This window comes from Pedobacter cryoconitis, assembly GCF_003259615.1.
Lineage (GTDB): Bacteria > Bacteroidota > Bacteroidia > Sphingobacteriales > Sphingobacteriaceae > Pedobacter > Pedobacter cryoconitis.
Window position 1 is genome coordinate 23,290 of the sequence record NZ_QLLR01000043.1, and the last position, 12,405, is coordinate 35,694.

Consider the following 12,405-nt stretch of genomic DNA (forward strand, 5'->3'; position numbering starts at 1 on the left):
GATATGAATCAATTTTTAAAAGAGGTTCTACATGACCTTAGTCAACCACAGAAAACTTTAAATTCGAAGTATTTTTACGACGGAAAGGGTGATAAACTTTTTCAGGAGATTATGAATTGTCCTGAATATTATCCGACCAACTGTGAAAAAGAAATCTTCACAGAGCGGTTTAAAGATTTGGCAGTTGCCCTGAAAAACGGATTTAATACTTTCGATCTGGTCGAAATGGGCGCAGGGGATGCCACCAAGTCAAGTTATCTGCTCAAAGAACTGGTGGATACGAAGGTAGACTTTACTTATATGCCAATTGATATTTCTTCTACAATGATTGCCCATTTAGAGCAGTCGTTACCTGAGAAAATCAAGGGCCTTAAGGTACAGGGCTTGAATGGAGAGTATTTTGATATGCTGGAAAAGGCAAATGCTATCTCTTCCAGGAAGAAGGTAGTGATGTTGCTTGGGGGAAATATCGGAAATGAGACTCCTGAGAATGCGATTGAGTTTTGCCGTAAGATCCGCGCTGCGTTACAAGAAGGGGATTTAGTGTTAATTGGTTTTGATTTGAAAAAGAATCCGCATACTATTCTTGCTGCTTATAACGATGCTGCAGGTTTTACGCGTGATTTTAACCTGAACCTGCTGCATAGGATAAATGATGAATTAGGTGGTGATTTTAATGTGGGTCAGTTTCAGCATTATCCAAACTATGATCCTATCACTGGTGCCTGCAAAAGTTACCTGGTCAGTAAGAAAAACCAGAAAGTGAATATTGCTGATCAGACTTTCCAATTTTATGAGAATGAAGTCATCTATATGGAGATTTCTCAAAAATACAGTATTCAGGAGACGGAAAATATTGCTAAAGTATCTGGATTTAAAACGGTAACGCATTTCTATGACCATAAGAAATGGTTTGTAGATACAGTTTGGCAGTGCGTATAATTTAATGTAACTCCTGTTTTTTAAAAAGCTTTAAAGGCTTAATTACTCTGATTAGGGTAGTTAAGCCTTTTTTATTGTCTGTTTTTTGTCTGAGAATCAGGTTTAGGTCACATTTTATTATTTCATAGGCATATCGGGAAATTCCGATATACATTTGTGTCATGGATCAGGTAGAGGTATTTAAGGCATTGTCGAACAAGACAAGATTAATGATTTTGCAATGGCTGAAAGAGCCTGAATTAAATTTTCCCCCACAAGACCGGGATATGAAAGAGGTTGGCGTTTGCGTAGGTCAGATACAGTGTAAAGCACAATTGACGCAATCTACAATTTCTGAATACTTATCCGTTCTTCAAAGAACCGGACTGATTGAATCTACCCGGATAGGACAGTGGACCTATTACAAAAGAAATGAGGCTGCATGCCTTGAACTTAAACAATTAATAGAAACTTCAATATAATTAAATAGCTATGAATACAGACAGTTTGTTCCAGCCCTTTAAGCTGAAAACATTGAACATGAAAAATAGATTGGTGATGGCACCAATGACACGGGCATTTTCACCAAATGGCATACCCACAGCAGATGTTGCTGATTATTACCGTAAAAGAGCAGCTGGTGATGTTGGACTGATCTTGTCTGAAGGCACAGTGATTGACCGTCTTTCTTCGGCAAATGATCCAAGCATCCCTCATTTTTATGGAGAACAAGCATTGGCAGGATGGGATAAAGTAATTAAAGATGTCCATACAGCAGGTGGATTGATGGGGCCACAGATCTGGCATATGGGGATACAACCTGACCATAAATCTGGCTGGACTCCCTCTGTAGAATTTGAAGGGCCGTCAGGATTTGTTAGCCCTGGGCAGCAAAAAGGAAAGGCGATGACTGAAAGTGATATTGCAGATGCAATTTTATCCTACGGTCGTGCAGCAGCAGATGTTAAGAAGTTGGGTTTTGATACGGTAGAAATACACGGAGCGCATGGTTATCTGATTGATCAGTTTTTCTGGGATCAGCTGAACCATCGCACGGATAATTATGGCGGTAAAACAATCGCTGAAAGAAGCCGTTTTGCAGTCGAAGTAGTTAAAGAAGTGCGCAGACAGGTTGGTAATGATTTCGCGGTTATCCTTCGTTTATCGCAGTGGAAACCACAAGATTATAATTATAAACTTGCTGCCAACCCAACAGAAATGGATAGCTGGTTAAATCCTATTGTGGATGCTGGTGTTGATATTCTGCACTGTTCACAACGTCGTTTCTGGGAACCTGAATTTGAAGGATCAGATCTGAACTTTGCAGGATGGGCTAAGAAAATTACTGGTGCGGCTACAATTACTGTAGGGTCAGTTGGTTTGAATGGCGATTTCACTGCTGCTTTTGCTGGCGAGTCTTCACAGCCTAGTTCTCTGGATGAGCTGGTTAGAAGATTAGATAGAGGTGATTTCGACTTGCTAGCTGTTGGAAGACCTCTTTTAGCGGATCCTGAATGGGTACAAAAAATTCGTGACCATCGTGAAAATGAATTAAAAGGATTTACTGCTTCGGCACTTGCTGAACTGGTTTAATCGGCAGATGCAATCGGCTGTAAAATTAAATATTTCGTCTGACCTGGAAGTTTCAGGTCAGGCGGATTCTGCATTAGAACAACTGCTGCTTCAAACGATTAAGGAACATGCAGATCAGGTTGCTTACATGCTGCAGGCTTATCATGCGCGTGAAAAGGTTAGCAGGGTAACTGTCTTCCCTGGTAGTTTTTCCAGCAAGCTTAAACTAATAACAGTGCAGCTTCAGTATACACTGGAAGAATTTAGTGCTTGTAGTGCGATTGATACTTTAGCGCAGGAAAAGATGACGGTAACAGTTCATCTGGATGAAAAGTCAAGAGCGCTGGAGCTCATAGGGGAGTATTGGCCTGAACGGGATTCTGATTAGTCGTTACTAAAATAATAGTATAAAAAAAGCAGGTGTCCATTGGAGACACCTGCTTTTTTTATTGATTTAACTGTTCTGATTAAAATAAAGAGAATTCAACTCTTCTGTTTTTCTGACGACCAGCAGCAGTTTTGTTAGATGCAATTGGTTGGTTTGGACCGTAACCTGTTGCTTCAATACGGGATGCGTTAGCACCTTGTGAAACTAAGTAAGTTTTGATCGCTTCAGCTCTGTCTTTAGATAGACGTAAGTTTAAAGCCATTGAACCTGTGTTATCAGTGTGACCAGCTAATTTCAAGCTAAAGTTTTTCTCTACTAATAAAGCTGCAACTCTATTTAAAGTGTTGTAAGAAGTAGGACGGATAGTCGCTTTACTTAAATCAAATTCTAAGTTTCTGATAGCTTCATCAACAACTCTACGATCTTCAGCAGTAACGATTACTTTTTCTTTGATAATTTGTTTTGGTGTTTTTAAAGGACAACCAGCACCATCAACAGTTGTGTTTGCTGGAGTTCCAGGGCACTTGTCAAATTTGTTAGCTACACCATCACCATCTTCATCACCCATATCTTTAGCATATTGTTCCTGATCTCTCAGTCTGTTTTGCTCAGAAGTAGATAATGCTCTTCTTAACTCAGCACTTTCTGCTGCACTTTCTTCACGAACTGCTGCAATTGCACTGAAGTTTTGTAATTGAGAAGTTCCTCTTTTACCAAGGGCAATCTCAACACCAGCATGCGCATAAGTGAATTTGTCGTTAGCAGCACTTTGTACACCGTCAAAGTTGTTAGTTTTCATGAAGTTAACTGTGTAACCTAAATCAAGGTTAACACCTTTTGATAAACCAACTTTAAAACCTGCTCCAACCGGGATAAACCAGTGCTCACCATAACCTGTGCTTCCAGCAGGAGTAGCAGTTGTTCCAACTACATTAGTATTTGCACTTGAAGACATGTAACCAGCACCAGCTGTTAAGTAAGGTGAAAGTATAGTACGTTTGTGGTTTAAGCTCATGTTAGCAATAGTAAAGTTACCACTAACAGCTGCCGACCAGTCAATACGGGTTTCAAAACTAGTACCAGCTTGTGTAGTACCATCTGGGTTATTAGCTCTCAGACCTTTTACTTTACCAGCAAGGAAGTCAGCCTGGATACCAAATCCAGGAAGAATTTGTTTCTTAATGTAACCTCCGTAACCCCAGCTTTCTTGAGGAGTACTAAAGTCACCATTAGCTCTATTATTGAAAGGAGTGTAGTGCGTTAACATACCGCCATTCAGACCAATTGACCAGGTGCGGAAATCTTTTTTGTCAAAGCGTTTTGTTGAATCAGGATTAACGTCCTGAGCAAACAACGAGGTTGATAGTCCTACCAAGGATAGTATCAACGCTGATTTTGTAATTCTTGAGTTCATCTTTATTTATAGTTAGATATTAAATCATCAGTACTCTACTGAATAATTAGCCAACACGTAATAATCCTGCCAATTGAGATTTAATTGGGATTAGAAATATAGAATAAATTGATAATGAGTAATTTACAAGGGAATTTGTTTTCTGAGTTAATACTGACTATTCTCTGTTGAAGTTCAATAAACTGTATAGTATTTGCTACAAAACGGTTGTTTTCTATAAATTATAGTTCAAATACTTCACCTTTTTCTGGTATGGCCACAGTATATCCAGTGTCTGTTATTGCAGCAGCTAAACTCTCCAGACTTTTACTTTCACCATGAACAAGAAATACTTTTTTGAGTTTTTCTGGATGTTGTTGTTTCACTGTATTTAACAGATCCTCGTGATCTCCATGTCCGCTCAGTAAATCTGTTTGTTTGATTGTTGCAAAAACAGATAGCTCACGGTGGCGTAAACGGACAATAGGATCTCCTCTTAACAGTCTGTTTCCTAAAGTTCCTTTAGCACAATAGCCTATAAACAGGATCGTGCAATAGTAATTTTGGATATTGTGGTATAAATGATCCTGTATCCTTCCGCCTTCCAGCATCCCTGCCGAAGAGATAATAATACAAGGTTCATGGTAATTCGAGATCGAAATACTCTCTCTTTTGTCCTGTACATAGGAAAGTTCCTCAAATTCAAACTCGTCACCTTTACGTTTGTAAAAATCCTGAGATTCTTCATTGAGTAAATGATGGTGCTTGCGGTAAACATCTGTCGCAAAACTGGCCAGCGGGCTATCTACAAATATCTTTACAGGTGGAAGCAGGCCTTCGCTGAATATTTTATTGAGTGAATAAACCAGTGCCTGCGTTCTGCCTATGCTAAAAGCCGGAATGATTAAACGACCTGGAAATTTAACACAGGTTTCATTGATCGTTTCTACCAGTTTCTGTTCAATTGTGGTGTCTTTACTGTGAAGTCTGCCACCATAAGTAGATTCAGATACTAAATAATCAACCTCGGGAATCGGCTGCGGATCAACCAATACCGGATAATTCTTACGGCCGATGTCTCCGGTAAATGCGATTCTCTTTTCCTGCCCGTCTTCCAGAATGTTTAATACAACGGCCGCTGCACCTAACAAATGGCCTACAGGAATAAAGCGCAGGGTAATACCTTCTTTAATGGTAAAATCTTTATCGAAGGCAATCGTTACAAACCGATCTACAGTATCCATCACATGTTTGTGCAGATAAAGTGGTTTAGGGCCTGATGCTGCCCTTTTGCCTCTTCCCCTTTTAGTCTGTTTACTTAAAAATATATTTACAGAGTCCATTAACAGGAGTTCTGTTAAATCTGCTGTAGGCGGTGTACATAAAATCTGACCATTAAAGCCCATTCTTAATAGCGTGGGTAAATTTCCGGAATGGTCAATATGGGCATGCGTTAAAATAACGACATCTATTGAAGCCGGATCAAAGGGGAAATACTGATTTTCTTCCTGATAAGTTTCTTTTTCATAATCAAGTCCGCAATCTATAAGTATACTATAATTGTGTGATTGAAGCAGGTGCATACTGCCTGTTACCTGTTTCGCTGCTCCCCAAATCGTTAATTTCATGTTCGTATATATTTTCCCGCAATCTTAGGGCTTGTTTAAAACATCTATAATAGAAGATAAACAATTTTAATTGCAAAAGCCCGGATTCTTTCAGCTTAAAAAGAATAAAAAGATTAGCAATATATCATTTTAAAAGGTAAACACCATCAATTTTTCGTCTCATCAAGTTGATAAGATCTTATTGTTTTGATTTAGAGAACTGTATGTTACATTATATATTTGCTCAAACCAGACTATGGAGTGTGATTTTAAATTCATAATTGAGCTTTTCAGCTATATATATACTATGTACTGATTTCCAGTTGAGCAGTTCGTCTTTGAACTGAGGAATTGCTAAACCTGACCTCTCAGCTGCGGCAGTATAGAATATTGACCGGGTTGGATGATCTGCAGCACACGCATTGAAAGTATAACCAAAAGCTTGCTTTTGAATGATGCTCAGCGTTAAACCGATACAATCTGTAAGATGAATCAGATTTACGGGGGCATTTCCATTCGGTATAGCTGATTTACCTGCAAAGAATCTTCCCGGATCTCTGCCGGGGCCTATTAATCCGCCAAACCTGAGTATGGTAGTTGTATAATCAGCACTTGCTGTTAAAGTTTGTTCTGCTGCTAAAATTGCTTTGCCAGATTCTGTTTCGGGGTTTGGAATAGTATGTTCATCGACCTGCTGGTTATCATCACCATATACAGAAGTTGCGCTGATAAAAATAACCTGCTTAACATTGCCAATTATTGCTGCCGCTGCTATTTTTTGGATCTTTGATAAAAAGGTATGTTGTTCCGCTGTACTTCTCTTTGGAGGAATGCTTATAATTAATAGCTCACAGTCGAAAAATTCATGATCAACTCTGTTTTCTTCTTCGGTGAAATTTATAAGATAGGGGAGGATTCCAGCTTGTTGTAAACTTTCTAATTTATCTGGAGTAGTTGTCGAACCTTTTACGATATAACCGTTTTTTATCAATTCTTTGGCAAGTTCGAGTCCGTACCAACCACATCCCAATATGCTGATTTTGTTATTTAATGAATACATTGATACTAATTTTTATAGTCGGCAGGTTTTGTATTAGTATAAGTGATAATTATAAAAAAAAAGGGGTAATGCAAAGCATCACCCCTTTTTAAATTTTAACGAATTTCTTAAAGAACAGTTACATTTGAAGCCTCAGGGCCTTTTTTACCGTCATTCAATTCGAATTCTACATTGTCACCTTCATTCAATTCTCTGAATGAATCTCCTGCAATCGCAGAAAAATGTACGAAAATATCTTTTCCTCCATCTTCTGGAGTTATAAAACCAAACCCTTTTGCAGAATTAAACCATTTAACTTTTCCTGTTGTACGCATATTAATGTTATAAATTTCGCTGTGAAAATAATCAATTGAATACTAATATCCAAAATCTTAATTGCTTATTGTATTCATTTTACATGAATTGAATAAAACCGGTGTGTATTGTTTTTGTTGTTAGAAATATAAAAGATTAATATTATGATAAATTCAGGATCAAAAGCAGACAAAACTAAAACCGGTCAGGTAAATAAGGTTAAAGCAGCAGACACACCCGAAGATTTGGAAAAGTACCGGGAAGCAGACAATTTAGGGTTGGATGCAGATGGTTCTTCTGTGAATCCTGGAAGAACTAATTATAACAATGATAATGACCGGATCTCTCATAATCCGGATGGAGAGGATGATAGCCATGATACAAGAGAATCACCCGGCAATTCTCCTTTAATGGATAAATAAGGCATGTTTAAATAAGTTTTAAGAGTTATTGTAACAGGAATATTAATCTTGGCATCATTTTAGCAAATAGTTAATAGACTTTAATATCTAATACAACTAAAAAAAACACAAGATGAAAAATACGTTCGCAATATTAGGTATAGCACTTGCTTTTACAGCATGTACTAATGCCAAAAAAGAAGAAGCAATTAAAGTAGCTACGATCAAGGCTGTGAAAGACAGTATGAGATTAGATAGCTTCAGAAAAGCAGATGTTGCCGAAAAACAACAGGCAGCTAAGATACAAGAGGAAAAAAGAGTTTTAATGCTGGCTTCTGCCAAAGCTGCTGAAAATGCTCCTGCTGCTACGATGGCTTCGCCACGCAGTCACTCTGTTGATCACCAAACAACTACAACAACTAAAAAGAAAGGTTGGAGCAGTGCAGCGTTAGGAACTGTTATTGGTGCTGGTGCAGGTGGATTAGGTGGTGCGCTTATCGATAAGAAAAAAGGCAGAGGTGCTATTATCGGTGGTGTAGCGGGTGCTGGTGCCGGTTATTTGATCGGTCGTGGACAAGATAGAAAATCGGGTAGGGTTCAACCTAAAAACTAGGTTTACACCGGTATCTGTTTGATAACATATTCTTGATTGACCAATCTTAAATTTAATTTAAGATTGGTCTTTAAAATAAAAAAGCCTGATTTATTATATAATAAATCAGGCTTTTTTATTTATTTCTTTTCAGGTGCTTTTTCTGGAGGTGTAGATACAATTTCACCGTATTCATTTACGTATGCCATCATACTTTCCAAATCGCCGCCTGTTGAATTTTGCTTGCGTTCTTCTTTGCGTTGCTCTTTATCTTCTTTTTTCTTCTGCCTGTTTTTTTCTAGTTGCTTCTTCATGAAGGTCGCCTGAGACTTAGCCATAAATTTCCGTATTTAGTTAAAAAATAACTCTTCTCTGCTGTTACTTGTTAAGGCGTTCCATAAACAATATAGTACTGGATCGATCTAGCCCGAATAAAACTTAAATTCCCGGGCAACAACGGTAGGGGAGCCAGGAGAAATTGAATCTAATCAAATGGATTGATTAGCAAGTAAGTATTAAGAGAGTTTGAGTTTATACTCCGTTCTACGCAAATATACACAAAATAATTTATTTACAAAAGCCGAAGCTGAATATGTATTGATCTGTTTGCGTAAGATTCCTTGAACTGTCTATGGGATATGGGGAATTATTCTTTTAAGGAGTAATAGTATTGTGTGATATTTCTTTAGTGTAGCAGGATTAATATAAAGCGTAATTATAAAAAAGAGAATAGTATTCTTTTAAATCTTATTTAATATTGTTGTTAGGTAATTAATAATTATTTGGATTACATATTTCCTTTTACGGTTAATTTTTTCAGATTGAGTATCATTATTAATATGTGTATTATATTCCCCGTATTGGGGAGTTGTTACTCGTTTGACGTTTTGTTCTTGTTTGTTTAACCTTCTCACTTTTGATTATATCGCTATTATTTGTATGAAAGTGTGTGCCTATTAATACGTCTCTGTGTGTTGTTTAATACGATTTAATAATGTAATTATTCAATAATGATTCCTTGAAGGAGTGTTTATTTTATCATATATGCCTTTAATTGTGTTTTTTGGCACAAAAATTATTAAAAGGGAATTTTGTGGAGTAAAAATTTGGATAATAGTATTAATTGTGCCTATTTTGTGGGTATAAATTGTATAATTAACTAATGTGAAATATTGATTCTTAGATAATTAGGATTTTTAACTTTCAGAGTTTGTGTCATATTAACGATAAACTTTGAAATATTTTTCGCATTGGTGATTGGCAATTTTTGATAACTATCTACGCTATCGCCTCCTATGAATAAACCTCTCCGTTTTAAACTCTTGACAAAGTTTACTTCGCTGATTCACTCGTTAACAGCTCAGGTGAATCGCAGAGGGATTCCGGCAAGAAAATGGTTCGTACCTATAGTGAGTGTCGGTTTGTTTATTCTATTTATACTAAATCCTTTTTCTTCGCGTGCGCAGTTTCCTTACGAGGAGACTTTTAAAAACTCAACTACCAATAAGCCTGATGTGAAATTTGGTGGGGAGCCTACGGCATTTCTTACAGCACTTAGGCCAATTACAGGTTCAGTTACTGATAAAGAAGGCGAAGGGTATTTGCGGCTGACTAATAATACAAAAAAGCAAAAAGGATATGTCTATTCAAATAATGTGTTTTTAGGTACTTATGGTTTAAATATCGAATTTGAGTATTTCACTTATAAAGGTGATACTGATGGTGCTGATGGCCTTTGTTTTTTTCTCTTTGATGCTGCGGTACCTGATGCTGGTTTTAACATCGGTGGATTTGGTGGCTCATTGGGATACGCACAATTATATAAAGATAAAACCTTTTTTAGCGGGGTCAGTAAAGGTTATTTAGGAATTGGTCTGGATGAATTCGGGAATTTCTCTAACCATAATGAAAACAGGCAGGGTGATAAAGATCAGATTCCTAATAGTGTAACGATACGCGGTGCGGGTGACGGGTCGGCAAATGATCCGTCGAATTACCCGTTAATTGAAACTGTTAAAACCTCATCACTTAAAACTGATGCTTTTGATATTGGTGGTGGCTCCAGAACTGCAACTGATGGAGATCCGAAATACCGTAAAGTACTTATTAATCTGGTACCCAGAACAGGGGGAGGATTGTTAATCAGTGTGAGTGTTAAACATGGGAGTGTAGTTACTCCTGTTATTGTGAAATTTCCTTATACAACCCCTATTCCTGCAAAAGGCTTGAAATACGGAATTGCTTCTTCAACAGGTGATAATGTTAATTATCATGAAATTAGGGGATTAAAGTTGACGGTTGATGAAAATGTATTGAGTCAACCTGAGGCTCCGAGTCCTTCGATGAATATTTGTCAGCGTGAGAATGGTGTTTTGGATATATTAACCGGGGCTACCAGACCAAATGCAGGTGGGGAGCCAAATCCGGATAATGTAGATCTGAATCCTTTAACTCCGGAGATTGATCGAAAAGTGATAACACCGGCAGGTACTTTTGAATTTGATAATATTAATACTAAAAAACTTTTATATACCCCTGCGCCAGGTTATAGTGGTAGTTCTGCAGCTATACAGTTCACTTTTATGGATGTTTACGGAGCTAAGTCAACAGTAGGAACAGCTACATTTAATATCAGTTCTCCAATAATAACCGTACAGCCTGTAAGTGGAACTATTTGTGAAAATTCTAATTTTACGGCCACTGTAACTGCTACAGGAGGATCTAATCTTTCTTATCAATGGGAATATCCGAATTCAAATGGTGATTGGATTAGCTTACCGGATCCTGATGGGAAATTGGGGGCACAAACAAGTACGCTTCATATTACTAATGCGCCATTTACTTATAGCGGTAATCAATATAGGGTTAAGGTTAGTTCTCCTGGCGGATGTATTGTTATATCGGATATTATAAAATTGACGGTTAATCAACTGCCAACTTCAAAAATTTCACCATATCAACAAGGTGTTTGTATAGGCAGCCCTGATATTCCGATTACATTCTCCGGAGAGAATGGAGTTGGGCCATACACTTTCTCTTACACTATTAGCGATGGAACGGTAACGAGCGCAATTAAGACGCTTACTACATCAAATTCGAGTAAAAGTATTACAATAAATCATCCTACGAATGTAGCGGGGGTTTTTACATATGAGATTGTAAACGTTTCGAATTCCACTTGTAGTAATGTGCAGTCGGAGTGGAGTGAGATTACTATAAAACCTAATCCTTCGGTTGAATTGGTTCCGTTATCGGGGGATGTTATACAGAGCCTTTGTGTAGGTATGACAATGAAGCCAATTGTTTACCAGGTGAAAGATGCTATTAAAGCAACCATGACCCTGAATACACCTAATCCAGAAATAAAGTTTTTTTATGATATTGATAAAAAAACAATAACAATTAGCGGAGTTCCTTCGACCTTTGTCGGAAAATTTCCTTTTACTGTAAATATACTGGGTGGTTGTTCTCCATTAACCACAACTGGAGAGATTAATATCTTACCAAATACTACGATCGCTTTAAACTCAGCGGTAAACACAGATCAGCAGCAGCCCTGTATTAATACTCCTATTACCAAGATCGAGTACTTAGTGACTAATGGTAAAGGGGCTGTTGCTACAGGATTGCCGGCAGAGTTGGTGCCGTTTTACGATAATGCAACGGGCAAGTTTACGATTACAGGTACACCACTAACCGCTGGTCTGATTTCTTATACAGTTACAGCGAGCGGTGATTGTGAGCCTGCCATCATTCACGGTACAATCAATGTTAAACCGGATATCACGATTGCTTTAACATCGGCGGTAAACACAGCTCAGCAGCAGCCATGTATTAATACTCCTATTAATAAGATCGAGTACTTAGTGACTAATGGTAAGACGGCTATTGCTACAGGATTGCCGGCAGAGCTTAGCGGGATTTATGATCCTGCCACGGGCAAGTTTACGATTACAGGTACACCATTAACGGCTGGCCTGATTTCTTACACGGTTACAGCGAGCGGTGATTGTGAGCCTGCCATCACTCATGGTACAATTAATGTTAAACCGGATGTCACGATTGCTTTAACATCAGCGGTAAACACAGATCAGCAGCAGCCATGTATCAACCATGCGATTACCCCAATTGAATACCAGGTCACCCATGGAAATACTGCGACGGTAACTGGTTTACC

At 38.0% G+C, this 12,405-nt stretch carries 12 protein-coding genes; 7 read left to right on the forward strand and 5 right to left on the reverse strand.

Translation table 11 applies throughout. From position 1 onward, the window contains the following. Positions 1-3: 3 nt before the first annotated feature. The 4 genes from LY11_RS24825 (at position 4) to LY11_RS24840 (ending at position 2,881) form a co-directional block, all read left to right on the forward strand. Positions 4-942, forward strand: coding sequence for an L-histidine N(alpha)-methyltransferase (locus LY11_RS24825; protein WP_111636304.1), 939 nt, complete (start codon positions 4-6; stop codon positions 940-942). Positions 943-1,103: 161 nt separating this feature from the next. Next, positions 1,104-1,403, forward strand: coding sequence for an ArsR/SmtB family transcription factor (locus tag LY11_RS24830; RefSeq protein WP_111636295.1), 300 nt, complete (start codon positions 1,104-1,106; stop codon positions 1,401-1,403). Positions 1,404-1,413: 10 nt separating this feature from the next. Then, a complete protein-coding gene (locus LY11_RS24835) occupies positions 1,414-2,514 on the forward strand; it encodes an NADH:flavin oxidoreductase (protein ID WP_111636296.1) in 1,101 nt (366 codons plus the stop codon). 7 nt (positions 2,515-2,521) lie between these two features. Further along, the gene (locus LY11_RS24840) at positions 2,522-2,881 is read left to right on the forward strand and encodes a hypothetical protein (RefSeq protein WP_111636297.1); all 360 of its coding nucleotides are present in this window, start codon (positions 2,522-2,524) and stop codon (positions 2,879-2,881) included. A 79-nt stretch (positions 2,882-2,960) separates the two neighbouring features. Here LY11_RS24840 and LY11_RS24845 read toward each other — a convergent pair whose 3' ends face one another. The 4 genes from LY11_RS24845 to LY11_RS24860 form a co-directional block, all read right to left on the reverse strand. Continuing rightward, entirely contained in the window at positions 2,961-4,295 is a 1,335-nt protein-coding gene (locus tag LY11_RS24845; protein WP_111636298.1) for an OmpA family protein, read from the reverse strand. Between the two features lie 221 nt (positions 4,296-4,516). Then, positions 4,517-5,902, reverse strand: a complete 1,386-nt coding sequence (locus tag LY11_RS24850) for an MBL fold metallo-hydrolase (protein ID WP_111636299.1) — start codon at positions 5,900-5,902, stop codon at positions 4,517-4,519. A gap of 223 nt (positions 5,903-6,125) precedes the next feature. Then, positions 6,126-6,941, reverse strand: a complete 816-nt coding sequence (locus LY11_RS24855; RefSeq protein ID WP_111636300.1) for an SDR family oxidoreductase — start codon at positions 6,939-6,941, stop codon at positions 6,126-6,128. A gap of 107 nt (positions 6,942-7,048) precedes the next feature. Next, positions 7,049-7,255 carry a cold-shock protein gene (locus LY11_RS24860; RefSeq protein ID WP_037438206.1) on the reverse strand — a complete coding sequence of 69 codons (207 nt, stop codon included), beginning with the start codon at positions 7,253-7,255 and terminating at the stop codon, positions 7,049-7,051. A 144-nt stretch (positions 7,256-7,399) separates the two neighbouring features. Between LY11_RS24860 and LY11_RS24865 the strand changes: the two genes are divergently transcribed. Then, positions 7,400-7,657, forward strand: coding sequence for a hypothetical protein (locus tag LY11_RS24865; protein WP_111636301.1), 258 nt, complete (start codon positions 7,400-7,402; stop codon positions 7,655-7,657). A gap of 112 nt (positions 7,658-7,769) precedes the next feature. Further along, positions 7,770-8,249 carry a YMGG-like glycine zipper-containing protein gene (locus tag LY11_RS24870; RefSeq protein WP_111636302.1) on the forward strand — a complete coding sequence of 160 codons (480 nt, stop codon included), beginning with the start codon at positions 7,770-7,772 and terminating at the stop codon, positions 8,247-8,249. 119 nt (positions 8,250-8,368) lie between these two features. Here the strand turns inward: LY11_RS24870 and LY11_RS24875 are convergent, their stop codons facing one another. Beyond that, the gene (locus LY11_RS24875; RefSeq protein WP_068400825.1) at positions 8,369-8,566 is read right to left on the reverse strand and encodes a hypothetical protein; all 198 of its coding nucleotides are present in this window, start codon (positions 8,564-8,566) and stop codon (positions 8,369-8,371) included. Between the two features lie 957 nt (positions 8,567-9,523). Here LY11_RS24875 and LY11_RS26805 point away from each other — a divergent pair. Then, on the forward strand, positions 9,524-12,405 hold a 2,882-nt coding region (locus tag LY11_RS26805), incomplete at its 3' end, for a lectin-like domain-containing protein (RefSeq protein ID WP_211321652.1).

Coding starts and splice junctions, on each gene's coding strand:
- LY11_RS24845 (WP_111636298.1), bottom strand. CDS start 4,295: ATGAACTCAAGAATTACAAAATCAGCGTTGATACTATCCTTGGTAGGA.
- LY11_RS24865 (WP_111636301.1), top strand. CDS start 7,400: ATGATAAATTCAGGATCAAAAGCAGACAAAACTAAAACCGGTCAGGTA.
- LY11_RS24840 (WP_111636297.1), top strand. CDS start 2,522: ATGCAATCGGCTGTAAAATTAAATATTTCGTCTGACCTGGAAGTTTCA.
- LY11_RS24835 (WP_111636296.1), top strand. CDS start 1,414: ATGAATACAGACAGTTTGTTCCAGCCCTTTAAGCTGAAAACATTGAAC.
- LY11_RS24850 (WP_111636299.1), bottom strand. CDS start 5,902: ATGAAATTAACGATTTGGGGAGCAGCGAAACAGGTAACAGGCAGTATG.
- LY11_RS24855 (WP_111636300.1), bottom strand. CDS start 6,941: ATGTATTCATTAAATAACAAAATCAGCATATTGGGATGTGGTTGGTAC.
- LY11_RS24830 (WP_111636295.1), top strand. CDS start 1,104: ATGGATCAGGTAGAGGTATTTAAGGCATTGTCGAACAAGACAAGATTA.
- LY11_RS24825 (WP_111636304.1), top strand. CDS start 4: ATGAATCAATTTTTAAAAGAGGTTCTACATGACCTTAGTCAACCACAG.
- LY11_RS24875 (WP_068400825.1), bottom strand. CDS start 8,566: ATGGCTAAGTCTCAGGCGACCTTCATGAAGAAGCAACTAGAAAAAAAC.
- LY11_RS24860 (WP_037438206.1), bottom strand. CDS start 7,255: ATGCGTACAACAGGAAAAGTTAAATGGTTTAATTCTGCAAAAGGGTTT.
- LY11_RS24870 (WP_111636302.1), top strand. CDS start 7,770: ATGAAAAATACGTTCGCAATATTAGGTATAGCACTTGCTTTTACAGCA.